Origin of the sequence: Nocardioides sp. NPDC057767, from assembly GCF_042798275.1 — a bacterium.
Taxonomy (GTDB): Bacteria; Actinomycetota; Actinomycetes; order Propionibacteriales; family Nocardioidaceae; genus Nocardioides.
Map to the genome: position 1 here is coordinate 68029 of NZ_JBHVKJ010000020.1, position 24152 is coordinate 92180.

Sequence of the window (24152 nt, forward strand, 5' to 3'; positions counted from 1 at the left end):
GCCTCCCACATCATCCCCCTCGCCCGATGGGCAGGGCGCACCGCCCCGGCGGGAGCGGCGCGGCTCAGTCCCCGAAGGCCGGGTGGAGCGGCTTGCCGGACCCGCCGGAGCGGGTGTCCGGCGAGGCCTCGATCGGGTCGAAGGTCCACAGCGCGTACGCCCCGGGCCCGACGTGCAGCGTCGAGTTGCCGATCGTCTCGGTGTGGGGATTCTCGGCCGGCTCGTTGAGGGCGAGGATGATGTGGCGTACGCCCGCCTCTTCGGCCGGCACCGGCTGCAGGCGGATCGTGGTCATGCCGTCGAAGGCGAGCACCCCGCCGTCCTTCAGGACGCGGATGGTGATCCCGGCGGCGCGCCACAGCGGCACCATCTTCTCGATGTCGGCCTCGGTCGTGGCGATCTGGACGCCGATGACGTCGCGCATCTGGCGGTCGAGGTAGCGGTCGCGGTTGTAGCGGTCACGGCTGACGTCGCCCTCGTAGGCGGCGGGCGGGAAGGAGAGCCGCGGGTCGCTGAGGAACTCGTCGCGATACTCCATCGCCCAGGAGAAGAAGGTGTCGTAGGTCGCGGTCGTGTAGGTGACGTCGAACCACGGGATCAGCTCGCCGTCGCCGAGGTCGGTCACCTGGGTGAACTCGACCGGGTCGGCGACGAGGTCGCGCAGGTTGTCCGTGGCGATGGCCAGGTCGCCGTCGTCGTCGGCCGAGACGGCGAGCCCGGTGTCACCGGCGACCGCGTCGGGGGCGTCGCCCGGCCCGAAGAACTCCAGGTAGGTCTCCTTGCCGAGCAGATAACGACCGGTCCAGGTCGAGGTGCCGTCGTTGCCGGTGCTGATGCGGCGGTCGGCGAACTGCCCCAGATACGCGGAGTGCTCGATCGCGTCAGCGGTCTCCTGGTCGACCATCGCCCACGCGTGGTTGAAGGCCAGGAGCGGATCCGGACGCTTCTCGTCCGCGGCGTGGGCGGGGGTGACCGAGGTGCCCGAGGTGATGACCAGTGAGGCGATCGCAGCCGCGATGAAGCCCGAGATTCTCCATGGAGTCCGCATGGGACCCAGTCTCTGCGACCGGCGCGCTCCTGTCCCGGAAATTCGGCGGTCGGTCGACGTGTCGGTCAGGCGCCGTGGGAGGCGGTGGCCATGGTGGCCCCGAGGCCGATCATCATGACGCCGCCACCCGCGCCGAGGGTGTCGAGGCGCTTGGGCTTGCGAGCGAACCAGGCCTTGGCCCGGCTGGCGGCGAGGACCCAGCCCGAGTCGCAGGCGAAGGCCATCGTCGAGAAGATCGCGCCCAGCAGGAGGATCTGGGGCACCGCGGGCGCCGAGGTGTCGATGAACTGAGGCAGGAAGGCCAGGTGGAAGACGATCGTCTTCGGGTTGGTCGCGCCGACGACCATCCCGGTGCGGATCGCGCCCCACGCAGTCGTGCGCGCGACGTCCTCGCCGTGGAGAGCGGCCCGGGCGTCGGCGCGGTGACGGATCGCCTGGATGCCGAGATAGACGACGTACGCAGCGCCGATCAGCTTCACGACCGTGAACGCGGTCGCGGACGCTGCCACGAGCGCACCCAGGCCCACGGCCACCGCCAGGACCTGGCCGAACTGGCCGAGCGCGTTGCCGCCGACGGCGAGCACCGCCTCGCGGCGGCCCGCGGTCAGGGCGCGGCCGAGCGCGAAGAGCACGCTCGGTCCCGGGATCAGGATGAAGATGACGGAGGCGAGCGCGAAGGCGGCGAACTGGCTCAGAGTCGGCACGCTCACCATTGTCCGATATCGGCGGGCCGTAGCGCCAAGGGTTTCGGCTGGCATACGCCGGGGTCGTCGGCTAGGCGCTCCGGGCGGCCTGGATCTGCTCGACGATGATGTCGCCGTGCCCGGCGTGACGGGCCAGCTCCTGGATCATGTGCACGTAGACGAACCGCAGCGTCACCCGGTTGCCGTGCCAGTCGAACTCCTCGTCGAGCTCGTGGGCGGCGGCGACCTCGCGGGAGTGCTCGCAGGCCGCGTCGTAGGCTGCCCGGATCGAGGCGACCGTGTCCTCGGCCTCGAGAACGAAGCTCTCGTCGACGGTCTCGGGCAGCCCGATCTCCTTGCGTGAGACCCCGGCGACCCGCGCGTGGAACCACACCTTCTCCACGAAGGTGGCGTGCTTGACCAGCCCCAGCGGGGTGGTCAGCGACGGGACCAGCTTCCGGCGCGCCTCCTCGTCGTCGAGATCCTCCAGGATGCCGCCGATCTGCTCGCGCTGGATGTCGACCATGCCCTCGAGAAGTGCCCGCTCGTCCGCCTGTCCGATCTTCATGTCGGCAGGCTAGCGGGCGCAGAAGGGCCGAAAGCTCACCGAGGGCGATTCGCCTGCTCGCCGCTCAGAGGACGGCGAGCACCCCGTCGGCGTACTTCTCCAGCTTCGCCTCACCGATCCCGCTGATCGTGCCGAGCTCGTCCCGGCTGGATGGCAGCCGGGTGGCGATCTCCCGCAGGGTCGCGTCGTGGAAGACGACGTAGGCCGGCACCCCCTGCTCCTTGGCGACCTCGCCGCGCCACGCGCGCAGCCGCTCGAAGACCTCGGCCGCCTCCGGCGACAGGTCGGCGGCGGCCACCTTCGGCTTCCGCTCCCCGGAGCTGCGACGGGCCTGCCGGGGCGGCTCCTTGCGGAGCATCAGCTGCTGCTCGCCGCGCAGCACGGGGCCGGCCGGCTCGGCGACCGAGAAGACTCCGTAGCGGTTGTCGACCGCGAGCATCTCGCGGGCCAGCAGCTGGCGGATGACCGAGTGCCAGTCGCTCTCGGCCAGGTCGGTGCCGATCCCGAAGACCGAGAGCTCGTCGTGGCGGAACTGGCGAACCTTCTCGGTCTCCTTGCCGCGCAGGATGTCGACGATCTGTCCGGCCCCGAAGCGCTGGCCGTTGCGCTCGCGGTCGAGCCGGATGACGGTGGAGAGGACCTTCTGCGCCGGGACGGTGCCGTCCCAGGACTCCGGTGCCGTCAGGCAGGTGTCGCAGTTGCCGCACGGCTCCGCGACCTGCCCGAAGTAGCGCAGCAGCTGCACCCGGCGGCAGTCGACGGTCTCGCACAGCGCCAGCATCGCGTTGAGATGCTGACCGAGCCGGTGCTTGTGGGCACGGTCGCCCTCGGAGGTCTCGATCATCTGCCGCTGCTGGACGACGTCGGCCAGCCCGTAGGCCAGCCAGGCGGTGGACGGCTGCCCGTCACGCCCGGCCCGGCCGGTCTCCTGGTAGTAGCCCTCGACCGACTTGGGCAGGTCGAGATGGGCCACGAAGCGTACGTCCGGCTTGTCGATCCCCATCCCGAAGGCGATGGTGGCGACCATGACGATGCCGTCCTCGCGCAGGAAGCGGGACTGGTTCTCCGCGCGGGTGCGGGCGTCGAGACCGGCATGGTAGGGCAGCGCCGGGATGCCCTGGCCGACCAGTGACGCCGCGGTGCGCTCGACCGAGGCGCGGGAGAGGCAGTAGACGATGCCGGCCTCACCGGGGTGCTCGGTGCGGATCAGGTCGACGAGCTGCTTGGCCGGCTTGTCCTTCGGGGCGATCCGGTACTGGATGTTGGGCCGGTCGAAGGAGGCCACGAAGTGGCGGGCGTCCTCCAGGTTGAGCCGGGCGGCGATCTCACGGCGGGTCTCCGCGGTGGCGGTCGCGGTCAGCGCGATCCGCGGCACCTCCGGCCAGCGCTCGTGCAGGTGGGAGAGCTGCAGGTAGTCGGGCCGGAAGTCGTGGCCCCACTGCGAGACGCAGTGGGCCTCGTCGATCGCGAACAGCGAGATCTTGGCCTGGTCGAGCAGCCGGCCGGTCTCCGGCACCCGCAGCCGCTCGGGGGCCAGGTAGAGCAGGTCGAGCTCGCCGGCCAGCAGCGCCCGCTCCACCTGCTGCCGCTCATGAGGCATCTGGGTCGAGTTGAGGAACCCGGCGCGCACACCGAGCGCGGAGAGGGCGTCGACCTGGTCCTGCATCAGCGCGATCAGCGGTGAGATGACCACCCCGGTCCCGGGCCGCACCAGCGACGGGATCTGGTAGCACAGCGACTTCCCGCCACCGGTCGGCATCAGGACGAGGGCGTCACCGCCCGTGGCCACGTGCGCGACGATCTCGGCCTGGTCGCCGCGAAACTCGTCGTAGCCGAAGACACGGCGCAGGACATCCAGCTCCGGGGTCAACTCCATCACGCCAGCGACCATACCGGCGACCACCGACGGTCCTCCTCAGGCCGAGACCTTCTCCCGCTCGACCGTGGCCTCGTCGGGGGCGGCGCCGCCGTGGGCACGCTCGAGCGCGGCACCCTCGACGTCCACGTTCGGGAGGATGCGGTCGAGCCACTTCGGCAGCCACCACGCCGAACGTCCGAGCAGGTGCATCAGCGCCGGCATCAGCAGCATCCGGACGATGAAGGCGTCCAGCAGCACCCCGAGTGCGAGCCCGAAGCCCATCGAGCGGATCATCACCGACTCGGCGAAGATGAACCCGCCGAAGACCGAGACCATGATCAGGCCGGCGGCGATGACGACCGAGCGCCCGGCCCGGAAGCCCTGGGCGACGGCGACCCGGGCCGGGGCGCCGTGGACGTAGGCCTCCCGCATGCCGGAGGCGAGGAACAGCTGGTAGTCCATCGCCAGGCCGAAGAGGATCCCGACCAGCAGGATCGGCAGGAAGCTCAGGATGGGGCCGGTGCTGTCGATGCCGATCCACTCCGCGCCGATGCCCTTCTGGAAGACCGCGACCACCACGCCGTACGTCGCCAGCAGCGAGAGCACGAAGCCACCGGTCGCGATGAGCGGGACCAGGATCGAGCGGAAGACCAGGATCAGGATCAGCAGGGAGAGACCGACGACGACGGCGAGATAGGGGAGGAGTACGTCGTTGAGCCCCTGCGACACGTCGATCGCGACGGCGGTGGCGCCGGCGACGCCGAGCGTGATGTCGCCGTTGACGGCCGGCATCTCCCGGATCGCGTTGACCAGCTCGTTGGTGGAGACGCTGTTGGGGCCCTCCTCGGGCACGACCTGGAACGCAGCGGTGCGACCGTCCTCGGAGACCGCGGCCGGGGCCACCGCGCGTACGTCGTCGAGGTCCGCCAGGGCCTTGGCGACCGTCAGCTGGGCACGCTGGATGCCGGACTCGTCGAGCCCGTCGGGCAGGTCGGCGGCGACCAGCAGCGGGCCGTTGGCGCCGGGGCCGAAGCTGTCCTCGGTGATCGTGTAGGCGGTCTTCGCCAGCGAGCCCTCCGGTTCCGAGCCGCCGTCGGGCAGGCCCAGGCGCATGTCGAGCGCGGGGATCGCGAGGGCGAGCAGCGCCACCACGGAGGCGACGACCGTGACCACGGCGCGCCAGGTGGGCATCGGCCGGGCGTGGGCCTCGGCGGCGTCCTGCTTCGCGACCTTCTTCCGGGCGCGCTTGGAGACGATGCGTCCGCCGACGAGGCCCAGGATGGCCGGGGTCAGGGTGATCGCGACCAGCACGGCGATCGCGACGCAGGCGGCGCCGACCGAGCCCATCAGGCCGAGGAACGGGATGCCGGTCATGTTGAGCGCGACCAGGGCGACGATCACGGTGGAGCCGGCGAAGACGACGGCGGTGCCGGCGGTGCCGTTGGCGAGCGCGATCGACTCGGTGACGTCGGAGCCGTGGAGCAGCTGCTTGCGGTGCCGGTTGAGGATGAAGAGCGAGTAGTCGATGCCGACGGCCAGGCCGAGCATCAGCCCCAGGATCGGGGTCATCGAGGCCATCTGGACGACTCCGGAGAGGGAGAGCGCGCCGAGGGCGCCGATGCCGACGCCGGTCAGCGCGGTGACCAGCGGGACGCCGGCGCCGATGATGGTGCCGAGCATGACCAGCAGGACGACCGCGGCGACGCCGACGCCGACGATCTCACCCGGCCCCATCGGGTTGGGCGCCTCCTGGGAGATGTCGGAGGAGACGCCGATCTCGACCCCGTCGATGGGGTGGTCGGCGAAGTGGTCGACGGTGGCCTTCTTGGTCTCCTCGGAAATCTCCAGACGTCCGACCGAGTAGGCGACGTTGACCAGGGCTGCCGAGCCGTCGGCGGAGACCATCCGGATCCCGTCTGCGAGCTCGAGCAGCTCGGCGCCGTTCTCGGCCTTTGCGGTGTTGGCCTCGAGGTCGGCCGAGCTGTCGTCGATCTTCGCCTGCTGCTTGTCGAGGGCGGCCTGCTGGGCGTCGAGCTCGGTGGTCGGCAGACCCGCGGCCTGCAGCTGGGTGCGGGCCGCGTCGATGTCGGCCTGGGCCTTGTCGAGCTTGGCCTGGGCGCCGTCGAGCCGGGTGCGGCCGGCCTCGAGCTGGGCCTGGCCCTCGGCCACCTTCTCGGCCTGCGCCTCACGCTGGGCCTCGGTCTGGAACGGGTCGGTCACCGCGGCGACGTCGGGAAGGTCCTCGGCGCTGGTGATGAGTGCCTGGATCTCCTTCTTCTGCGTCGCGCTGAGCGGGGTGCCGTCCTCGGTCTGGAAGGCGATCGTGCCGGAGCCGCCGGCGAGATCGGGCAGCCCCCTCTGGAGCTCGTCGACCACCTCGGACGAGGGCAGCCCCGGGATGTCGAAGCTGGTGGTGAGCTCCCCGGACCAGGCGACGTACGCCCCGGCAGCGCCGGACAGCGCCAGCACCCAGGCAAGGATCACAAGCCAGGCGCGGCGCGCGGCCGTCTTGCCCAATCGATACAACAGCTCCGCCATGGCGGCATCCCTCCGGTAATTCGCAACGGTGCGTCCAGTTAATCACCTGTACGCCGCTGGACAAGGGTCGCTGTGCGAGTGATGGGTCACACCTGTGCCTTGGCCAGGAGATGCCACGGCCTCTTAGGATGCCGTTCATGCCAGCGTCAGCAGGAGTGCGCCGTCGAGGTGCCGTACGCAGCGAAGAGGCTCGCATCGCGGTCCTCGGCGCGACCGGGCGGCTCTTCGCGACCCAAGGCTATGACCACCTCACCATCGAGGGCATCGCGGCCGAGGCAGGCGTCTCCAAGCAGACGATCTACCGCTGGTGGTCCTCGAAGAGCGCGGTCGTGGCCGACGCGCTGATCGAGGACAAGCTGCTGCCGGACCACCCCGTGGTGCCCGACACCGGTGACATCCGTGCCGACCTGATCGCTTGGATGCAGAGCCTCATCGACCTGGTGGCCCAGCCCGGCAACGACGGCCTCGTCCGCTCGCTCGTGGCCGCCGCCTGCGAGAACCCCGACATCGGCACCCGCCTCAACGACGCGCTCGGCATCACGGCCACCGTCTCCACCCGGATCGAGGCCGCGGTCGCAGCCGGACAGCTGCCCGCCGACCTGCCGGTCATGGAGTTCGTACGCGCCCTGGTCGGTGGGTTCGTGCTCCACTCCCTCGAGCGCAGCGAGCCGGTCCCGGACATCGCCGAGCGACTGGTGCGCGCGCTGCTGCACTGACGCTTTCCTCTTCCCGAGAAAGAGGGGTTTCGACCCTCGGGGCAGGGCTACGGTGGAGGGCATGCCGAAGGTGCCGCCGCCCGTATATGTCGCCGTGGGTCTGGTCGCCCAGCATCTGCTCGCTCGCGGGCGCCGACCGACGCTGGTGCGGTCCGTCGCGGCCGGGCTCGTGGCCGCCGGGTCGGTGTACGTCGCGGGCACTGCGGCTCGGGCGTTCAAGCACAAGGGCACCAGCTTCGACCCGCTCGAACCCGAGCGCGCCACCGCCGTCGTCACCGACGGGCCCTACCGCTACACCCGCAACCCGATGTACGTCGGCATGACCGGCCTCCTGCTCGCCCACGCCGTGCTCCGGGGTGGTCTGCTCCCGCTCGTCCCCGTCGCGGCGTTCGTCGCCGTCATCGACCGCACCCAGATCCCCGCGGAGGAGCGCGCCCTGTCGTGGAGCTTCGGTGCGGCGTACGACTCCTACCGGGCCGCGACGCCCCGGTGGCTGGGTCGGCCTTCGGGCCTGCCCCGGGGTGGTGCCCCGCGTGGCTGACCTTCTCCACACGGTCCTCGACACCACCGACGTACGCGGCCTCGCCGAGTTCTACCGCCAGTTCCTCGGTCTCGTCTATCGTCCGGGCGACGAGGTGCCGGGCGACGATGACGACTGGTTGGTGCTCACCTGGCCCGATGGGCGTCGGGCGCTCGCGTTCAACCTGGTCGACCCCGCCGAGATGGCGCCGTCGGACTGGCCTGCTCCTGGGGCGGTCAAGCACATGCACCTGGACACCGTCGTCAGGTCCGTGGCGGAGCTCGATGCGGAGCACGATCGGGTGCTCGGGTTGGGGGCTTCGCTCCGGCTCGATCGGTCTGACGATCCCGTGGAGCCGCTGCGGGCTTATGCGGATCCGGCGGGGCACATTTTCTGCATCTTCGTGGTGTGAAGGGTCCTTGGGTTGGTCGATCCACCGCTCTTCGGAGCTGTTTCTCTGTGGCTGATGTGGGCCGCCGACCCGTTCTCGAGAAAAGAATTGGCTGGCTATCGGGGCGGCGGCCCGAGTGTGGCCGCGGCAGAGTCATGCACGGGACAGGTGGTGTTGCTGGGGTGGAAGAGGTGGCCCTTCGCGCCACTTACCATCCACAAGGACGATACCGTTTGCTTGCCGCGAAAGTACGTCTGACCTGCGTAAATAGATCGCCAGATCGATAGTTGAGGAGTAGAATCAGACTCATCACAGCACACCTCTGAGGGGAGGATGGCGATGAGTCTCGGCCGCGAGATCAACCACTGGAGCACCAACGCCAGTGACCTGATCGACGCTGCCCTGACCGCCATCGAATCCGCCCTCCACGACCTGCTCGCCACCGACCCGGCCTACTGGCGCACCGGGCAGAAGAAAGACCTCCTCGAGCGGCTGGAGAAGCTCCAGGCCCAACAGGCCGCGTTGAAACTGCGGGTCCTCGCGTCGGCCGGCGACATCGCCGAAGAGACCGGGGCCAAAGACGCCTCGGGATGGATGCGGACCGAGCTCCTCGTCGACAAGGCCGCCGCCCGCTCCCAGATCAAGCTCGCCGCCGGTGTCGCCAAGTACGACCTCGTCGCAGGTGGTCTGGCCGAAGGTGTCGTGTCGCAGGACAAGGCCCGCGTGATCACCCAGGCCCTCGACGCGATCGAGGCCGACCCTGCCGCCAGCGCCGAAGACCTGCTCCTGGCGGAGAAGCTGCTGGTCGACTACGCCACCCGGTTGACCGCGAACGAGCTCAAGATCGTCGGGAAACGGATCCTCGCCGAGATCGACCCAGAACGGTTCGAGGCCGCCGAGGCCAAGGCGTTGCAGCGGGAAGAGGAGCACGCGCAGCGGCGCACGTCCTTCACCTCCCGCGACAACGGCGACGGCACCATCGACATCCAGGCGCGGGTCTCCCATGCCGTCGGGATCAGGTTGCGCACGATCCTGGACTCCCTGGCCCAGCCGAGAAGCTCTCAGCCGAGAACCGTGGCGTCAAAGCGCCCTACGACCGGCTCCTCGGTCAGGCCTTCGCTCGGGTGATCGACCTACGACGTCGACCAGCTCCCGCGTCACGGCGGGCACGGCACCACGGTGTTCATCACCATGACGGTGGAAGACCTCCGCAAGGACCTCGGCACCGCCGCCTTCGGGTTCGACGGCGAGAAGATCACCGCCGCCGAAGCACGCCGGATGGCCTGCAACGCCGACCTCGTCCCCGTCGTGCTCGGCACCGACTCCGAAATCCTCGACCTCGGCCGCACCACCCGCCTGGCCCACCCCATCCAACACCGCGCCCTGCGGCTACGGGACCAGTGCTGCCAAGCCGAAGACTGCGACGCCCCAGCCGCCTGGACCGAAGCCCATCACCTGAAACCCTGGTCCCAAGGCGGCAGGACCGATCTGGCCAACATGGTCTTGTTGTGTGCCAACGACCATCGCCGCATCCACGACCCCGACTTCACCTACCAGCGCCTCCCGGACGGACGGATCCGGTTCACCAGGGCTGCCCGCACGAGCTGATCCAGAACCGGTCTGCTGGTGCTGCTGATATCGCTGACGCGGTCGAGGGCTGGGCCGGTCTGGGCCGATTCGACATCGCTAGATGGCGCCGGAGCCCGGCGCACTGATCACAGGTGGGCCACCCGCTCGCGCGACTCCTTCTCGGGTTGCGAGTCAGCCGGCGATTCTCGCCGAAAAGTCAGACACGTCGGCCGAGACGTCAGTTAGGTCGGGCGAGGCGTCACGTACGTCGGCCGAGTTGGCAGTCGAGTGCCCACTCGGCCGACGCGAGTGACGTCTCGGCGGGGCAGGCAAGCTCCGCGCATACGGGCGCTGCGATGCCACGACGGGGTCTGTCGAGAGCTCGGTGGCGGGGTCGTAGTGGGCTGTTGAGAACGGCGCTGAGGATCAGGTGGCAACGGGTCGAGGTGACGCCGAGGGCGACGCTTTGTGAAGGATTCACACCCAAGAAAATCGGCGGCGGCCACCAGCCAAAAGAACGACCGCCCGCCGAGCCCATGGGCCGAGCAGTTGGGCCGAGCGGTGAGAATGAGGGCGTGAGCGACATCGAGTACGTAGAGAACCCGGCCAGGCACCGCTACGAGATCCGCGACGGAGACACCGTTGCGGGGTTGGCGGCCTACCGGCTGCCTGACGACGAGCACGTGGACTTCGTGCACACCGAGGTCGGGGAGGCCTACAACGGGCAGGGGCTGGCCTCGAAGCTGGTGGCGTTCGCGCTGGCCGACGTGAAGGCGAAGGGGAAGCGGATCATCCCGCACTGCCCCTACGTCGCGGGGTGGCTGAAGCGGCACGGCGAGGAGTACGCCGACATCACCGACTGGCCGGCCTGATCAGACCTCCGACGGCTTCCGCGGCTCCAGGCCGAGCTTGGCCAGCGGCGTACGGGTCATGTGGGCCGAGGGCCAGGCCTGACCCCGGGTCGAGGAGCCGCGGGAGTAGGGCCTGGCGCCCGACTGGTACGTCACGAAGAACTCGTCCCCGACCTCGGCGATGCCCTCGGCCAGGTTGGGGAGCCACTGCAGAGCGCGGGGCCGGATCGTGACCCGGTCCTGCACGATCAGCTGGCTACGCCGGGTCGGGCCGCGGGATACGCTGAAGACGTACTCCTCGTCGCGGACCACGACGCCCTGGGTGCCGACCGGGGTGCGTACGCCGATCGGGGTCTTGATCTGCCAGGAGTCGTCCTTGCGGATGTACTTGTAGAGGCGGTTGTTCGCGTGCGACCCGACGAAGAGCAGGTCCTTCGTGGCCGCCAGGTAGGAGCCCGCGGCGACCGCCACCAGCGGGGAGACCGTGGAGATGGTCGAGAGCGGTTCGGCGTGGACGATCTGGGTGAGCGAGTAGCGGTAGAGGCGGGGCGGGTTCCCCTCGCGGCACACGTAGACCTCGTCGCCGATCACCGCGACCCCGCCCGCGTTGACCGGACCGCTCACGCTGCCCTTCGGGCCGCCCAGGTAGACGGCGTTGATGAGCTCGCCCGACGGCTTGTCGACCAGGGCCAGCGCGGAGCCGAGCTTGTCGCCGTAGTAGCCCTGCAAGAGCAGCTCGGTCTCGGGTGAGTAGGCCAGTCCCTGGGGTATCCAGCCGTGGTCCTCGTCGCCGATGAGCACCATCGAGGTGGCGATGTGCGGGATCAGCGGACCCAGGCTGCTGCCACTGCGGCCCAGCCAGCTCTCGGTGCGGGCGATGCCGCGTTGGACCCACTTCTGCTGCCTTCGCGCCATCACCTCGGGGTCGATCACGAGCAAAAAATCTATCCGCTCGGACCCCCTTCGGCGGCTGCTTCGGGGTGCGAGTCCGACAACTGTCCACCAGGCGGAACGGTCAAGCGACAGGTTCCATGTACCCGCCGGTATCCGAGGTGGCAGGATCTGCGGACATGACTGCGGACATTCAACGGCACGCCGACGTGATCGTGGTGGGAGCCGGCCTCGCCGGCCTGGTGGCAGCGGCAGAAGCCGCCGATGCGGGAAAGAGTGTTCTGCTCGTCGACCAAGAGCCCGAGCAGTCACTGGGCGGCCAGGCCTTCTGGAGCCTCGGCGGACTCTTCCTCGTCGACAGCCCCGAACAGCGCCGGATGGGGATCAAGGACTCACCCGAGCTGGCGCTCCAGGACTGGATGGGGTCGGCTCAGTTCGACCGTGACGAGGACCTGTGGCCGCGACGCTGGGCGGAGGCGTACCTCGACTTCGCCGCCGGTGAGAAGCGGTCCTGGCTGCACCAGATGGGCCACCGGATCTTCCCGGTCGTCGGCTGGGCCGAGCGGGGCGACGGCCGCGCCGACGGACACGGCAACTCGGTGCCACGTTTCCACATCACCTGGGGGACCGGGCCGGGTGTGGTCGAGCCGTTCGAGCGCCGGGTGCGCGCCCACGCCGACACCGGCCGGATCACCTTCGCCTTCCGGCACCGCGTGGATCATCTCGTGGTCGAGGACGGGGCGGTCGTCGGCGTACGCGGCAAGGTGCTCGAGCCCAGCGACATCGAGCGTGGGCAGGCGTCCTCCCGGACAGAGGTCGAGGACTTCGAGCTCGGCGGTCAGGCCGTGATCGTCACCTCCGGCGGCATCGGCGGAGACCACGACCTCGTCCGCAAGCACTGGCCGGCCCGCCTCGGCACCCCGCCCACGTCGATGGTCTCCGGCGTGCCCGCGCACGTGGACGGCCGGATGCTCGCCATCACGGGAGCGACCGGTGCCCGGATCATCAACGACGACCGGATGTGGCACTACGTCGAGGGCATCCGCAACTGGGACTCGATCTGGGCCAACCACGGCATCCGGATCCTCCCCGGTCCCTCCTCGCTGTGGCTCGACGCCACCGGCAAGCGGCTGCCGGCGCCGTTCTTCCCCGGCTTCGACACCCTCGGCACGCTCAAGCACCTGCGCCAGACCGGCTACGACTACTCCTGGTTCGTGCTGACCGAGAAGATCATCAAGAAGGAGTTCGCGCTCTCTGGCTCGGAGCAGAACCCCGATCTGACCGGCAAGGACCTCAAGCTGCTCGCCGAGCGGGCGCGCAAGGGGCCCGGCCCGGTGAAGAAGTTCATGGAGCACGGCGAGGACTTCGTGGTCGCCGAGAACCTCACCGCCCTGGTCCACGGCATGAACGGCCTCGCCGAGAAGGACCCGACCGGCCCGCAGATCTCCGAGTCGGAGCTGCGAAGGATCATCGAGGCCCGCGACCGTGAGATCGCCAACAACTTCACCAAGGACGCCCAGATCACCGCGCTGTACGCCGCCCGCCACTACCGCGGCGACAAGCTGCAGCGCACGGCCAAGCCCCACCGGATCCTCGACGCCGAGGCCGGTCCGCTGATCGCGGTCAAGCTGCACATCCTGTCCCGCAAGACGCTCGGCGGGCTGGAGACCGACCTGTCGGGCCGCTGCCTGACCTCGGCCGGCACCCCGCTGCCCGGGCTCTACGCGGCCGGCGAGGTCTCCGGTTTCGGCGGCGGCGGGATGATGGGCTACAACGCGCTCGAGGGCACCTTCCTCGGTGGCTGCCTGTTCTCGGGACGTACGGCGGGCCGGGCCGCGGCGGCGGCGATCTGATCCGGGTCCGTCAGTGGGCGCCGGAGAGGTTCAGGCCGACCACGCCCACGACGATCATCGCCAGGAAGCCGGCCTTGGCGGCGGTGAGGTGCTCGCCGAGGAACATCACGCCGATGCCCGCGACCAGGGCGGTGCCGAGGCCTGACCAGATGGCGTACGCCACCGAGACCGACATCCGCTCGACGACCACGGACAGCAACCAGATCGAGACGCCGTAGCCGGCCACGACCGCAACCGACCAGGGCGCGTTGCGGAAACCCTCGGTGCGAGGGAGCAGCGCGGTGCTGGCGACCTCGATCGCGATCGCGACGACGAGCAGGCTGGCGGCGTACATGGGGGTCCTCCTGAGGCGTGTGTAGCGACTGCTACATCAGGCAGAAATGTAGCAGTCGCTACAGGTTGGGCATAATGCTTTCCATGGACCGCAAGGAGGAGCTCCTCGAGCAGGTGGTCGAGCACGTGCTCAAGCACGGGCTGATCGGGCTGACCCTGCGTCCGCTGGCGGCCGCGATCGGCACCAGCGACCGGATGCTGATCTACCACTTCGGCGGCCGTGACGAGCTCGTGGCAGCCGTGGTGGCGCGTACCAACGAGCTCTCCGTCGCGGCGGTCGCGGCGCTGGAGCCCGCCGAGGACGTACGCGCCGGGGTGCAGGCGCTGTGGCGCTCCTACCGCACCGAGCCGCTGCACAGCTGCCTGCAGATCTACCTGCAGGCGGCCGCGACCGGGCTGATCGGGATGGAGCCCTACCGCACGGTCGTCCGGGAGACCAACGAGCTCTGGTACGCCGCGCTGCGCGACTACATCACTGCCTGTGGCGCGCCGCCCGACCGTGCCGGCCGGATCGTCACGCTCGTCGACTCCTCGCTGTTCGGCTTCCATCTGGACCTGGCCACCGACCGGCCTGACGAGCTCGCCGCGGGCGTGGCCGACCTCGCCGCGGCTGCCGGAGCGATCGCCGAGGGCTGAACCGGCTTCGGCACGATCAGCCCGAGACCAGCCGCAGCCTCCGCTGCGCGCGGCGCACGACGACCTGCTGGCCCCACGACAGCGCGAGCGTGTCGGTCTCGATGCCGTCGCCGAAGACGACCAGCCGGTCGGACTCCACCTCGACCGTGAGTACGTCGTTCGCCAGCGTGCCCTCGGTCTGGGTCGTCCCGGTGGCCGGCGATGGCCACGCCTCCCGCACGAACCAGGCCAGCTCCGGGGCGGCCGGCGTGGGCAGCGTGAGCGTGCTGTGCCGCTCGACCCAGGCCGACCGCGCCCATCCGGTGGCGCCCGTCCCGGTCGCGACGATCAGGCCGGAGGAGGCCTGCGACTCCGTCCGGCCGGCCACGGTGAGCCGGTAGCGGGCGGTCTGGTGGGTGGCCTGGCCGACGTACACCTCGTTCAGCGCGACCAGCGACTGGCCGTCGTCGGCGACCGCTTCGACCATGGTCCGCTCCTCGCAGGTGCCGGTCGAGCGGATCAGGTCGGCAGCGGCGCGTGCCGGGTAGCGGACGAGCACACCGGCGTTTCGGCCCGGCTCGGGGTCGATGCCGACCACCGGCTGACCGTCGAGGTATTTCGCCACGTTGGCGACCAGGCCGTCCTGACCGACCACGACCACGATGTCCTCGGGGCCGAAGAGGAACCGGTCGAGGTCGCCCCGCTCGACCGATCCCTGCCGCCAGTCGAGCGGGATCGCGGCGCCGACCTGCGCCATCGCCGCCTTCAGGGCCTCATGGCGACCCTGCACCTCGGCCAGGCGATGTCCTGAGCTTGTCGAAGGGTCGCGTCCTCTGGTGGACAGGAAGAAGCCGACCTGGCCGAGGGTGCCGTGACGGGCGACGAGCTCTTCCAGCTCGGTGGCCCGGTGGACCAGCACCACGCGAGGCGCGATGCTCACTGGTCCGTGCTCCGGGCGCCGAGCTTGGCGAGGACCGGCGCGAGCAGGTCCGGGGTGAGCGCGAGGTGCTCGATCTGGGGCAGGTTGGCGGCCAGCTCCTTGAGCGCGAGACCGAGCAGGACCGCCTCCGGCAGGTCGCGGTAGGCGGCCAGGGCGGCGGCCTCGGCATCGGCCGTCGCCAGCCCGGTGGCCCGGGTGGCCTGGGCGTTCGCCTCGGCCAGCACCTGGGTGCGCTCGGCCTCTGCGGCGGTCGCGATCCGGGCGGCGGCGGCCTTCTCCTCGGCGCTGCGCCGCGCGTTGGCGCCCTGCTGGCCGACCAGCTGCTCCTCGCGGCGGGCGAGCTCGATCTTGTTCTGCAGCTCGTTCTCGGAGATGGCCCGCTCGCGCTCGACTGCGGTCGCGCGCCGTTCGTACGTCGCCTTGTCGGCGTCCGCCTGGACCCGCTCACGCGTCGGGGTGAGGAGCGCCTTCTCCACCTCGGGCTCGGGGCGTAGTGCGACGACCCGCACTCCGAGGATCGCGAGCCCGGTGGCGGTCAGGCGCTCGTCGCCACCCAGGCCTGCGGCGATCGCGTCGCGCACCGGCCCGACGCCCCCGGCGAGCACGTCCGCCAGGCTGCGGGCGGCGATCAGGTCCAGCGCGTACTGCTGCGCGGTCTCGGTCAGCAGTCCGGCGACCTGGTCGAGCGGGCTGCCGCGCCAGCGGCCGTTCTCCGGGTCGATCGAGAAGTCGATGCGGCCGGCGACCGCGGCCGGGTCGACGATCCGGAAGCTGACGGTGGCCTGTGTGGTCAGGTCCTGGAAGTCGGCGGTGCGTGCGTGGAAGAGCAGCGGCAGCTCGCGGTCGTCGACGGGCACCTCGGAGAGGACGGCAGAGAGCGGGCGGTACCAGAACGAGGCGCCGACGCCGCTGTGACGGACGGTGCCGTTGCGCAGGTGCTGGACGTGCGTGGTGGTGCTCCCGCGCAGGTGGCGGAGGAAGGGGTAGCGGGCGATGTCGGCCATCTCGGACTCCGTGTCTGTTCCATCGGATTTATTAGCGTCATAATGACGATAAGACGTGGCGCGCTTGTCGTCAAGATGACGATTGGTGCAAGGTTGGCCCCATGGAGCACCCCCCTGGCCAAGCGAGCGCGTTCGCCGTCACCGTCGACCTCGTCGTGCTCACCGTTCGTGACGATGCGCTCTGCGCCCTGGTCGTACGCCGCGGCATCGAGCCCTTCGCCGGCGCCTGGGCGCTTCCGGGCGGATTCGTCCTCGAGGACGAGGGCCTGGAGGAGGCGGCGGCGCGCGAGCTCGCCGAGGAGACCGGCCTGCGGCCGGGGAGCGTGCACGTCGAGCAGCTGGCGACGTACGGCTCACCGGGGCGGGACCCGCGGGCGCGGGTGGTGACCGTCGCCTATCTCGCGCTGGCGCCCGATCTCCCGGTGCCCGCGGCGGGATCGGATGCCGCCGACGCGCAGTGGTGCCGGGTCGACGCCCTGCTGGCCGGCGACGGCCTCGCCTTCGACCATGCGGAGATCCTCCGCGACGGCGTCGAGCGGGCGCGCTCGAAGCTGGAGTACTCACCACTGGGGGCGGCGTTCTGTGCCGAGGAGTTCACCGTCGCCGAGCTGCGACGGGTCTACGAGATCGTCTGGGGCGAGCGGCTCGACCCGCGCAACTTCCACCGCAAGGTCACCAAGACAGAGGCGTTCCTCGAGCCCACCGGTGCCACGACGACGAGAGACGGTGGCCGGCCGGCCCAGCTCTTCCGCCGAGGTTCCGCCGAGCACCTGCACCCGCCGCTGCTGCGGCGTACGACCTGATGGTTGGTCACCGAAAGATCTCGGCCTGATCACGAACCGATAACGGCGGATCCGGTGTGTCGGACGGCACACGAAATGCGGCGTACGCGCGTTGGGTAACTAGACAACAACCACGGCATTCTTGTCCAGCGGACGCCGTGGCTCGGGATCGACCTGCCTCGAACATCGTGTGAGAGCTCTCCTTGAAAAGGTCGTTACAACGCCGAAACGCCGGTGCCAGCACCTGAAACCTCCGCTCGCTACGGTCCCCGGGACCTGTGCGTGAAACTCCTCGAAGGGAACTCGTTTCGATGTCTACCCCCGCCTCTCGGACCTCGCGACGTAAGTCAGTACGACTCCGGGCCGCCACGGCCCTCCTCTCCGTCGTGGCCGCCACGACACTGGCCGCCTGCGGCTCCGACTCCGAAGGCAGCAGCAGCGAGGAGGGCTTCGGCACCATCTCGATGCAGTACTCGTGGATCAAGAACGAGGAGTTCGCCGGCGAGTTCTACGCCGAGGACAAGGGCTACTACAAGGAAGCCGGCTTCGACGCGGTCAACGGCATCTCGGGCCCCGACACCGGTGTCGCCAAGCTGCTCTCCGGCAAGGTCCAGGTCGCCATCAACGACGCCGCCTCCGTCGGCTCCGCGATCGCCGAGCAGGAGGCGCCGCTGAAGATCATCGGCGCGACCTTCCAGAAGAACCCGTTCACCATCCTGTCGCTGAAGGACGGCGGCGACATCGCGACGCCGGCCGACCTCAAGGGCAAGAAGATCGGCGTCCAGGACTCCAACGTCAACGTCTTCAAGGCGATCCTGGCGGCCAACGGCCTGGAGGAGAAGAAGGACGACATCACCGTCGTGCCGGTCGAGTTCGACCCGACGCCGCTGATGGAGGGCCAGGTCGACGGCTTCATGGCCTACCTGACCAACGAGTCGATCACCGTCGAGCTCGCCGGCCACGAGGTCACCAACCTGCCCTACGCCGAGAACGGCGTGCCGTACGTCGCCGAGACCTACACCGTCACCGACCAGTACCTCGCCGAGAACCGCGACCTCCTCAAGGCGCTCCTGACCGCCGAGATCAAGGGCTGGACCGAGACGTTCAAGAACCCCTCCGACGAGGTGGTCGAGGTCATCACGACCCACTACAACGCGGCGGCCAGCGACTCCGACGGTCTCGAGGCCAGCTTCGGCGAGCTCGACCCGGTCAAGACCAAGCGCGGTCTCGAGGAGTCGCAGAAGCTGATCTCGACCCCGGAGACCGAGAAGAACGGCCTGTTCACCATCTCCGAGGAGCTCCAGCAGCAGACCGTCGACTCGCTCGCCGCCGCCGGCTGGGAGGTCTCGGTCGAGGACCTCTTCGACACCTCGATCATCGACGAGATCTACGAGGAGAACCCCGAGCTGAAGGACTACCAGAAGTAGTCATGGCTGACGGCATCGACATCTCAGGAATCAGCAAGGTCTTCGGCTCGGGGAACAAGGCCGTCACCGCGCTGAAGGACACCGAGCTCCACACCGACCAGGGCTCGTTCCTGGCCCTGCTGGGGCCCTCCGGCTGCGGCAAGTCGACGATCCTGCGGATCCTCGCCGGCCTGGAGACCCCGACGAGCGGGGAGGCGTACGTCGACGGGAAGGCCCCCGCCGACCTGCGACGTGACTCCGAGCTGGGGATCGCGTTCCAGGACCACGCGCTGCTGCCGTGGCGCTCGGTGGTCGGCAACATCAAGCTCGTCTTCGAGGTCGCCGGGCGGCGTCCGGACATGGCCTACATCCACGAGCTGATCAAGCTCGTCGGGCTGTCCGGGTTCGAGAAGGCGCGGCCGGCGCAGCTCTCCGGCGGGATGCGGCAGCGGGTCTCGATCGCCCGGGCACTGGCTCTGAAGCCCTCCGTGCTCCTGCTCGACGAGCCGTTCGGCGCGCTCGACGACATGACCCGGCAGAACCTCAACCTGGAGCTGCTCCGGATCTGGACCGAGAAGCCGGCGACCACGCTGCTGGTCACCCACGGCGTGAACGAGGCGATCTTCCTCTCCGACCGGGTCGCGGTGATGTCGCCGCGACCGGGGCGGATCAAGGAGATCATCGAGGTCGACCTTCCCCGGCCGCGTACGCCGGACATGATGCGTACGCCGGAGTTTCACGCGCTCGCCGACCGGGCCTCCGAGCTGCTCTTCGGTGACGACGGGCGCGCCGAGGCGGAGTCCTGATGCGGGTGCCTGGCTGGCTCGCCGGGATCATCGGCGTGGTCACCCTGTTCGTGCTGTGGGCGGTCGTGGCCGTGGTCGGGTTCCCGCCCGACGCCGGGACCGGGTTCACGCCGGTGCCGCCGCCGTGGACCGTACTCTCCGAGATGGCGGCGGCCGGTCCGTCTGCGTTCTGGGACGGCGTGCTCCGGGAGACGTTGACGGAGGCGTCGATCGGCTTCCTGTGGGGCAACCTGATCGCGCTGCTGCTGGCCTCGCTGGTGCTGCTGGTGCCGTGGCTGGAGCCGGTGATCATGCAGATCGCGGTGACGACGTACTGCCTGCCCGTGGTCGCCGTCGGCGGCATCTCGATCGTCGTCCTCGGCGGCGCCGAGCAGCCGGGAGACCCGTCGAAGACGTCGATCTTCCTGGCCGCGCTGATGGTCTTCTTCACGACCGTGGTCGGGGCCGTGCTCGGCTTCAAGTCGGCCGACCGCGCCTCGCTCGACGTCGTCCGGGTCTACGGCGGCTCGGTGTGGACGCAGCTGGTGAAGGTACGCCTCGTCGCGGCCGTCCCGGCCATCCTCAACGCGCTGCAGATCGCGGTGCCGACCGCGATCCTGGGCGCCGTTCTCGGGGAGTACCTCGGCTCCACCGACCGCGGTGTCGGGCGCACGCTGATCGTGCTGCAGGGCAAGCCCGACCCGGAGCGGCTCTGGGCCGTCTTCCTGGTCTGCGCCCTGGTCGCCCTGGCCGGCTATCTGCTGCTGGGGCTGGTCTCGCGTCTGGTGACGCCGTGGGTCGCTGGGAGGTCCGGATGAGGTCGGGTGCCAAGGGTCTGTCGCGGGCGGTCCTGGGGCCGGTGCTGCACACCTTCGCCGCACTGGCGATCGTGGCCGTGCTGTGGCAGGTGTTCGTATCGTTCTCCAGCGTCTCCGAGTTCGTCGCGAAGGGACCGCTCGACGTCGTCGACCACCTTTTCACCGGGCCGGAGGCGGCCGCCCACCGAGCGGAGCTGTTCCCGCTGACGTGGGTGACCCTGAAGGACGCCGGGCTCGGCTTCCTCGCCGGGATGGCCATCGCGATCGTCGCGGCGGTGCTGTTCAACCTGTCGCGTACGGTCGAGGCCGGCGTGATGCCGCTGGCCCTGCTGCTGCGCTCGATCCCGCTGGTCGCGATCGCGCCCGTGGTCATGCTGATCACCGGCCGCGCCTCGACCGCCTCGGTCGTGGTGCTCGGGATCATCGTGGTCCTGTTCCCGGCGCTGGCCGCCGTCCTGTTCGGGCTCTCCCAGGCCTCGCCCCAGTCGCTGGACCTGGTCGCCGTCTACGGCGGCTCGCGGCTCACCGCGATCCGCAAGGTCTCGTTGCCCGGCGCGCTCCCGTCGATCTTCGCCGCCGCCCGGGTCTCGGTGCCCGGCGCGGTGACCGGCGCGCTGCTCGCCGAGTGGCTCTCGACCGGCAACGGCATCGGCGGCAACATCCAGAAGTTCCCCGCCGCCGCCCGTTTCGACGACCTGTGGGCCGCCGTCGCGATCATCACCGTGGTCACGCTGGTGCTCTACAACCTCGTCCAGCTCCTCGAGTCCGTCGCGCTCGAGCGGATGGGGATGACCCGCTAGCGCCGAGGCGTCACGTACGCCTCGGCTGTCAGTAGTCGGTGCGGTCCTGCTTGGCGAGCCAGGCGTCGAAGGGGTCGTACGCCTGCGGGATCCGCAGCTCGTCGACCTTGGTCGGCCAGTCGTGGTGCTCGTTGGCGCGGCCGGTGCCGAACAGGTCGTAGAAGGCGCGGTCGTCGAACCCGCCCTTGGCCGCGTCGTCACGGTCGGCCGCGTAGACGACGCGGTCCAGGCGCGCCCACAACGCGGTCGCCAGACACATCGGGCAGGGCTCGCACGAGGTGTAGAGGGTGCAGCCGGCCAGCGAGAAGCTGTCGGCCTCCTCGCACGCGGAGCGGATCGCGACGATCTCGGCATGGGCGCTGGGATCCAGGTCGCGGGTGACCCGGTTCTGACCGGTGCCGAGCAGGATGCCGTCGCGCAGGATGATGGCGCCGAACGGACCGCCGCCGTTGTTGACGTTGCGGACCGCCAGCGCGACCGCCTGTTCCAACCACATGGTGTCGGTCATGCCGATTCCCCCTCGCACAGGCCCGAGAATCGATGTCTCTACTGTCATTGTGCTCCCGTTGTCACTCGACCTCGTGGAGCCGATCGTAGGTGGCGCTGATCGCGGACACGCGGTCCCGGCCGGCTCGTCCGCGCTCATGGAGCACGCCGTCGGCGAGCACGCTCGCCAGCGACATCGGTGCGGCCAGGGAGTCGAAGGCCAGGCCGCCCTGCACCGGGCACTCCAGCGCGATGTCGGCGCGGCCGAGGTGAACCGTCCCGGTCGGGTCGGCGATCACGATCACCGTGCTCCCGGAGGCCGCGGCGTCGACGATCTTCCCGAAACCCGGTGGTCGGCGGCGGAGACCGACCGCGATCACCACCGATCCCTCGCCGAGCCCGGCCAGCTCCTCGCCGATGACCTGGCCCGGGACCGGCGCGAGGCTGACCCGCTCGCGCGTCTGGGTCAGCTGCTGGCGCAGATGGAGCGCGACCGGGTAGGAGTTGCGCCAGCCGGCGATCAGGACGTCGCTCGCCCCGGCGATGGCCGCGACTGCCTCGGCGATGCCCGCCTGCGTCACGACACGGGCGATCGCGGCCGCCTCGCCCTCGGCGTGCGCGCTCAGGTCGGGTGTGCCCTCGACCCGCCGCGGCTCACCAGCCGTACGCAGCCCCCGCAGGTGGTCGCGTACCTCGTCGAACCCGTCGAACCCCAGAGACCGGAAGAGACGGCTCATCGTCGCCTTGGAGACCTCGGCGAGCGAGGCCAGCTCGGCCGCACGGTAGGTCGCCAGGTCGTCGAGATGCTCGAGAAGCGTGTCGGCGGCCTTCCGTTCCTGGGGCGAGAGCGACTGGTAGGTCGCGGCGATCCGCCGGTCGATCCGCTCGTCCGTGCTCATGCGAAGCCGGGCACCGAGGCCCAGGCGTCCGGCTCGGTCGACCCGTCGCGCTGCAGGGTCGCCTCGATCAGCCCGTAGGGGCGGTCGGCGGCGAAGAAGACCTCGTTCGGGTTCTCCAGGTCGAAGGGGGAGAGGTCGACGAGGAAGTGGTGCTTGTTGGGGCAGGAGATCTTGAACTCAGCGATCCCTTCGAAGGCCTCCATCACCGCCGTGCCCATCTCGTAGATGGTCTGCTGCAGCGCGAGCGAGTGCACCTGCGCGAAGGTGTCGAGCATGATCGTGCGGATCGTGTCGTAGGCCGCGTTCCAGTCGTCCGGACGGGCCTCCCAGCGCCACCAGGCGGTGACCTCGGTCGCCAGGATGCGGTCGGTCGTCTCGGCCAGGGTGGTGTAGCGGTCGCGCGGGAAGCCGTGGAACTCCGACCCCGTCGACTTGAGCACCACCAGGTCCGCCAGCCCGGACAGGACGAATGTCCGGCCGGGATAGCGGTTGACCACCGCCGTACGCGTCTCCTGGCCGCGCCGGGCGAACGAGAACTCGTTCGCCGGGATGCGGTCCCAGGCGTACGACTCCGCCTTCATCACCGACCCGGTGACCCACGGCTGTTCGGCCCAGTGGGCGGTGAGGTCGAGCAGGAAGGCCTCCGGCGAGGTGATGCCGAGCTCCTTGGCCTTCGCGTAGACCACGTTCTTCTGGGTGTCGGTGGCGTGCACGTGCACGTTGTCACCCTCGGTGAAGGCGCTCGCGAAGTCGCCGCGCAGCTGGGTGGACACGTTCAGGTCGTGGATGGTGTGACGGGTGCCCTCCCGGTCGACCTTGACCAGGCGTACCTCCGCCTTGCCGTGCTGGTGGGGGCCAAGAGTGATCGACATCAGCTTCCTCGATAGGTCGTGTAGGAGAACGGGCTGAGCAGGAGGGCGACGTGGTGGTGCTCGCCGGCGGTGACGGTGAACCCGATGCTCACCTCGGGGAAGAAGGTCTCGCGGTCCTGCTCGGCGAACCAGGGTCCGGTCGTGAACGTCAGGATGTGCGGCCCGGGCGGCACCTCGCCCTCGAACCGCACCCGGCCGTCGGCATCGGTGGTCGCGGTGCGCGCGCTGTCGTCGGGAAGGATGAGGATCACCGCGAGCCCGGCGGCGGGCCGGCCGAGGGCGGCGTCGAGGACGTGCGTGGAGACGGTGGTCATGCCACCAAGCCTCGCAGCCGGAGCAACGCGATCTCGGCGAGCTGAGCCCTGGTCACCGCGATTTCGGTAGCCGGATCGTTCTCCAGCCGCTCCTCGAGGAGCGCGAGCATCTCCTCGGCGCTCCGGCCCGCGGCGCGGACCAGGTAGATCCGTCCGAACCGCTCTTCGTAGGCCGCGTTGCCCGCCCTCAGCCGGGCCTGCACCTCGACGTCGGCCGGGTCGACGCCGGCCTGCTCGCGGGCGGAGAGCGCCGCGCTCTCGCCGTCGCCGGCATGCCGCTCGCCGATCCGGGGGTGGTCGGCCAACGCGGCCTCGACCTCCTCGTCGGTCCAGGCCGCGGCCAGCCGCTCCGCGGTCGCGAGCAGGTCATCGGCGTCTGTGTAGGGGCGACCGGCGACGAGCCCGGTCGCCCACGAAGGGATGGCGACACACGGCGTGACCAAGGCTTCCGCCTCTGCGGCCGGCAGCGCATCGAACTCGGCGATCTTCACCGTCATTCGAGCAGCCTATGAAACGAACGTTGCGAAATCTGACGCCCAGGTTGCGCTTGGGTTACGGCCTCTCCGAGTCTGCAGAACCGGGCGCCGAGTCTGTAGTTGTGGGCGACGAAAC

At 69.9% G+C, this 24152-nt stretch carries 26 protein-coding genes and 1 pseudogene; 13 read left to right on the forward strand and 14 right to left on the reverse strand.

Translation table 11 applies throughout. From position 1 onward, the window contains the following. Positions 1-64 precede the first annotated feature (64 nt). From ACFVDI_RS12530 to ACFVDI_RS12550, 5 genes are all read right to left on the reverse strand, one after another. On the reverse strand, positions 65-1048 hold the full coding sequence (locus ACFVDI_RS12530) for a DUF5829 family protein (protein WP_378905119.1): 984 nt from the start codon (positions 1046-1048) through the stop codon (positions 65-67). Between the two features lie 65 nt (positions 1049-1113). Then, on the reverse strand, positions 1114-1761 hold the full coding sequence (locus ACFVDI_RS12535) for a LysE family translocator (protein WP_378905122.1): 648 nt from the start codon (positions 1759-1761) through the stop codon (positions 1114-1116). A 61-nt stretch (positions 1762-1822) separates the two neighbouring features. Then, on the reverse strand, positions 1823-2299 hold the full coding sequence (locus tag ACFVDI_RS12540) for a DinB family protein (RefSeq protein WP_378905125.1): 477 nt from the start codon (positions 2297-2299) through the stop codon (positions 1823-1825). Positions 2300-2363: 64 nt separating this feature from the next. Next, entirely contained in the window at positions 2364-4175 is a 1812-nt protein-coding gene (gene recQ / locus ACFVDI_RS12545) for a DNA helicase RecQ (protein WP_378905193.1), read from the reverse strand. Positions 4176-4214: 39 nt separating this feature from the next. Then, complete coding sequence (locus ACFVDI_RS12550) at positions 4215-6695, reverse strand: MMPL family transporter (protein WP_378905128.1); 2481 nt, start codon at positions 6693-6695, stop codon at positions 4215-4217. Between the two features lie 137 nt (positions 6696-6832). Here ACFVDI_RS12550 and ACFVDI_RS12555 point away from each other — a divergent pair, with 137 nt between their 5' ends. The 6 genes and pseudogenes from ACFVDI_RS12555 (at position 6833) to ACFVDI_RS12580 (ending at position 10763) form a co-directional block, all read left to right on the forward strand. Then, positions 6833-7411, forward strand: coding sequence for a TetR/AcrR family transcriptional regulator (locus ACFVDI_RS12555; protein WP_378905131.1), 579 nt, complete (start codon positions 6833-6835; stop codon positions 7409-7411). Between the two features lie 61 nt (positions 7412-7472). Continuing rightward, positions 7473-7952, forward strand: a complete 480-nt coding sequence (locus tag ACFVDI_RS12560; RefSeq protein ID WP_378905134.1) for a methyltransferase family protein — start codon at positions 7473-7475, stop codon at positions 7950-7952. Continuing rightward, positions 7945-8343 (forward strand): VOC family protein, encoded by a 399-nt coding sequence (locus ACFVDI_RS12565; protein WP_378905137.1) that lies wholly within the window; start codon positions 7945-7947, stop codon positions 8341-8343. Before ACFVDI_RS12560 ends, ACFVDI_RS12565 begins: the two co-directional genes overlap by 8 nt. 318 nt (positions 8344-8661) lie before the next feature. Then, positions 8662-9708 (forward strand): annotated as a pseudogene (locus tag ACFVDI_RS12570) (DUF222 domain-containing protein); the annotation flags it as partial. Further along, entirely contained in the window at positions 9706-9930 is a 225-nt protein-coding gene (locus tag ACFVDI_RS12575; RefSeq protein WP_378905196.1) for an HNH endonuclease signature motif containing protein, read from the forward strand. The pseudogene ACFVDI_RS12570 and the gene ACFVDI_RS12575, both read left to right, overlap by 3 nt. Before the next feature lie 536 nt (positions 9931-10466). Beyond that, positions 10467-10763, forward strand: coding sequence for a GNAT family N-acetyltransferase (locus ACFVDI_RS12580; protein WP_378905140.1), 297 nt, complete (start codon positions 10467-10469; stop codon positions 10761-10763). On the opposite strand, the gene ACFVDI_RS12585 is transcribed toward ACFVDI_RS12580, so the two are convergent. Beyond that, positions 10764-11675, reverse strand: a complete 912-nt coding sequence (locus ACFVDI_RS12585; RefSeq protein WP_378905142.1) for a hypothetical protein — start codon at positions 11673-11675, stop codon at positions 10764-10766. It lies immediately after the preceding gene. Between the two features lie 137 nt (positions 11676-11812). Here ACFVDI_RS12585 and ACFVDI_RS12590 point away from each other — a divergent pair, with 137 nt between their 5' ends. Further along, positions 11813-13486 carry an FAD-binding dehydrogenase gene (locus ACFVDI_RS12590; RefSeq protein WP_378905145.1) on the forward strand — a complete coding sequence of 558 codons (1674 nt, stop codon included), beginning with the start codon at positions 11813-11815 and terminating at the stop codon, positions 13484-13486. 10 nt (positions 13487-13496) lie between these two features. On the opposite strand, the gene ACFVDI_RS12595 is transcribed toward ACFVDI_RS12590, so the two are convergent. Then, a complete protein-coding gene (locus tag ACFVDI_RS12595) occupies positions 13497-13820 on the reverse strand; it encodes a DMT family transporter (RefSeq protein WP_378905148.1) in 324 nt (107 codons plus the stop codon). An 83-nt stretch (positions 13821-13903) separates the two neighbouring features. Between ACFVDI_RS12595 and ACFVDI_RS12600 the strand changes: the two genes are divergently transcribed. Continuing rightward, positions 13904-14455 carry a TetR/AcrR family transcriptional regulator gene (locus tag ACFVDI_RS12600; protein ID WP_378905151.1) on the forward strand — a complete coding sequence of 184 codons (552 nt, stop codon included), beginning with the start codon at positions 13904-13906 and terminating at the stop codon, positions 14453-14455. A gap of 16 nt (positions 14456-14471) precedes the next feature. On the opposite strand, the gene ACFVDI_RS12605 is transcribed toward ACFVDI_RS12600, so the two are convergent. Further along, positions 14472-15374, reverse strand: a complete 903-nt coding sequence (locus ACFVDI_RS12605; protein WP_378905154.1) for a hypothetical protein — start codon at positions 15372-15374, stop codon at positions 14472-14474. After that, complete coding sequence (locus ACFVDI_RS12610) at positions 15371-16378, reverse strand: SPFH domain-containing protein (protein ID WP_378905157.1); 1008 nt, start codon at positions 16376-16378, stop codon at positions 15371-15373. Before ACFVDI_RS12610 ends, ACFVDI_RS12605 begins: the two co-directional genes overlap by 4 nt. A gap of 101 nt (positions 16379-16479) precedes the next feature. On the opposite strand from ACFVDI_RS12610, the gene ACFVDI_RS12615 reads away from it, so the two are divergent. The 5 genes from ACFVDI_RS12615 to ACFVDI_RS12635 all read left to right on the forward strand — a co-directional run bounded on the left by ACFVDI_RS12615 (position 16480) and on the right by ACFVDI_RS12635 (position 20969). After that, positions 16480-17181 carry an NUDIX domain-containing protein gene (locus ACFVDI_RS12615; RefSeq protein ID WP_378905160.1) on the forward strand — a complete coding sequence of 234 codons (702 nt, stop codon included), beginning with the start codon at positions 16480-16482 and terminating at the stop codon, positions 17179-17181. Between the two features lie 365 nt (positions 17182-17546). After that, on the forward strand, positions 17547-18587 hold the full coding sequence (locus ACFVDI_RS12620) for an ABC transporter substrate-binding protein (protein ID WP_378905163.1): 1041 nt from the start codon (positions 17547-17549) through the stop codon (positions 18585-18587). 2 nt (positions 18588-18589) lie between these two features. Continuing rightward, positions 18590-19372 carry an ABC transporter ATP-binding protein gene (locus ACFVDI_RS12625; RefSeq protein WP_378905166.1) on the forward strand — a complete coding sequence of 261 codons (783 nt, stop codon included), beginning with the start codon at positions 18590-18592 and terminating at the stop codon, positions 19370-19372. Further along, positions 19372-20169: an ABC transporter permease gene (locus ACFVDI_RS12630; protein WP_378905169.1), complete on the forward strand. Its 798-nt coding sequence runs from the start codon at positions 19372-19374 to the stop codon at positions 20167-20169. Before ACFVDI_RS12625 ends, ACFVDI_RS12630 begins: the two co-directional genes overlap by 1 nt. After that, the gene (locus ACFVDI_RS12635) at positions 20166-20969 is read left to right on the forward strand and encodes an ABC transporter permease (RefSeq protein WP_378905172.1); all 804 of its coding nucleotides are present in this window, start codon (positions 20166-20168) and stop codon (positions 20967-20969) included. Before ACFVDI_RS12630 ends, ACFVDI_RS12635 begins: the two co-directional genes overlap by 4 nt. Positions 20970-20997: 28 nt before the next feature. Here the strand turns inward: ACFVDI_RS12635 and ACFVDI_RS12640 are convergent, their stop codons facing one another. The 5 genes from ACFVDI_RS12640 to uraD all read right to left on the reverse strand — a co-directional run bounded on the left by ACFVDI_RS12640 (position 20998) and on the right by uraD (position 24037). Continuing rightward, entirely contained in the window at positions 20998-21477 is a 480-nt protein-coding gene (locus ACFVDI_RS12640) for a nucleoside deaminase (protein ID WP_378905175.1), read from the reverse strand. Between the two features lie 61 nt (positions 21478-21538). Then, a complete protein-coding gene (locus ACFVDI_RS12645) occupies positions 21539-22354 on the reverse strand; it encodes a MurR/RpiR family transcriptional regulator (protein WP_378905178.1) in 816 nt (271 codons plus the stop codon). Then, positions 22351-23226: a factor-independent urate hydroxylase gene (gene pucL / locus ACFVDI_RS12650; protein WP_378905181.1), complete on the reverse strand. Its 876-nt coding sequence runs from the start codon at positions 23224-23226 to the stop codon at positions 22351-22353. Before pucL ends, ACFVDI_RS12645 begins: the two co-directional genes overlap by 4 nt. Then, complete coding sequence (uraH, locus tag ACFVDI_RS12655; RefSeq protein WP_378905184.1) at positions 23226-23540, reverse strand: hydroxyisourate hydrolase; 315 nt, start codon at positions 23538-23540, stop codon at positions 23226-23228. The genes pucL and uraH overlap by 1 nt, the downstream gene beginning before the upstream one ends. Beyond that, positions 23537-24037 carry a 2-oxo-4-hydroxy-4-carboxy-5-ureidoimidazoline decarboxylase gene (gene uraD, locus ACFVDI_RS12660; RefSeq protein WP_378905187.1) on the reverse strand — a complete coding sequence of 167 codons (501 nt, stop codon included), beginning with the start codon at positions 24035-24037 and terminating at the stop codon, positions 23537-23539. The genes uraH and uraD overlap by 4 nt, the downstream gene beginning before the upstream one ends. Positions 24038-24152: the final 115 nt, after the last annotated feature.

Excerpts from the sequence above, each read along its gene's own strand:
- pucL (WP_378905181.1), bottom strand. The coding sequence starts at position 23,226 with ATGTCGATCACTCTTGGCCCCCACCAGCACGGCAAGGCGGAGGTACGC.
- ACFVDI_RS12555 (WP_378905131.1), top strand. The coding sequence starts at position 6,833 with ATGCCAGCGTCAGCAGGAGTGCGCCGTCGAGGTGCCGTACGCAGCGAA.
- ACFVDI_RS12550 (WP_378905128.1), bottom strand. The coding sequence starts at position 6,695 with ATGGCGGAGCTGTTGTATCGATTGGGCAAGACGGCCGCGCGCCGCGCC.
- ACFVDI_RS12640 (WP_378905175.1), bottom strand. The coding sequence starts at position 21,477 with ATGACCGACACCATGTGGTTGGAACAGGCGGTCGCGCTGGCGGTCCGC.
- ACFVDI_RS12625 (WP_378905166.1), top strand. The coding sequence starts at position 18,590 with ATGGCTGACGGCATCGACATCTCAGGAATCAGCAAGGTCTTCGGCTCG.
- ACFVDI_RS12530 (WP_378905119.1), bottom strand. The coding sequence starts at position 1,048 with ATGCGGACTCCATGGAGAATCTCGGGCTTCATCGCGGCTGCGATCGCC.
- ACFVDI_RS12630 (WP_378905169.1), top strand. The coding sequence starts at position 19,372 with ATGCGGGTGCCTGGCTGGCTCGCCGGGATCATCGGCGTGGTCACCCTG.
- ACFVDI_RS12600 (WP_378905151.1), top strand. The coding sequence starts at position 13,904 with ATGGACCGCAAGGAGGAGCTCCTCGAGCAGGTGGTCGAGCACGTGCTC.
- ACFVDI_RS12590 (WP_378905145.1), top strand. The coding sequence starts at position 11,813 with ATGACTGCGGACATTCAACGGCACGCCGACGTGATCGTGGTGGGAGCC.
- uraH (WP_378905184.1), bottom strand. The coding sequence starts at position 23,540 with ATGACCACCGTCTCCACGCACGTCCTCGACGCCGCCCTCGGCCGGCCC.
- ACFVDI_RS12560 (WP_378905134.1), top strand. The coding sequence starts at position 7,473 with ATGCCGAAGGTGCCGCCGCCCGTATATGTCGCCGTGGGTCTGGTCGCC.
- ACFVDI_RS12610 (WP_378905157.1), bottom strand. The coding sequence starts at position 16,378 with ATGGCCGACATCGCCCGCTACCCCTTCCTCCGCCACCTGCGCGGGAGC.
- ACFVDI_RS12595 (WP_378905148.1), bottom strand. The coding sequence starts at position 13,820 with ATGTACGCCGCCAGCCTGCTCGTCGTCGCGATCGCGATCGAGGTCGCC.
- ACFVDI_RS12645 (WP_378905178.1), bottom strand. The coding sequence starts at position 22,354 with ATGAGCACGGACGAGCGGATCGACCGGCGGATCGCCGCGACCTACCAG.
- ACFVDI_RS12540 (WP_378905125.1), bottom strand. The coding sequence starts at position 2,299 with ATGAAGATCGGACAGGCGGACGAGCGGGCACTTCTCGAGGGCATGGTC.
- recQ (WP_378905193.1), bottom strand. The coding sequence starts at position 4,175 with ATGGAGTTGACCCCGGAGCTGGATGTCCTGCGCCGTGTCTTCGGCTAC.
- ACFVDI_RS12535 (WP_378905122.1), bottom strand. The coding sequence starts at position 1,761 with ATGGTGAGCGTGCCGACTCTGAGCCAGTTCGCCGCCTTCGCGCTCGCC.
- ACFVDI_RS12615 (WP_378905160.1), top strand. The coding sequence starts at position 16,480 with ATGGAGCACCCCCCTGGCCAAGCGAGCGCGTTCGCCGTCACCGTCGAC.
- ACFVDI_RS12635 (WP_378905172.1), top strand. The coding sequence starts at position 20,166 with ATGAGGTCGGGTGCCAAGGGTCTGTCGCGGGCGGTCCTGGGGCCGGTG.
- uraD (WP_378905187.1), bottom strand. The coding sequence starts at position 24,037 with ATGACGGTGAAGATCGCCGAGTTCGATGCGCTGCCGGCCGCAGAGGCG.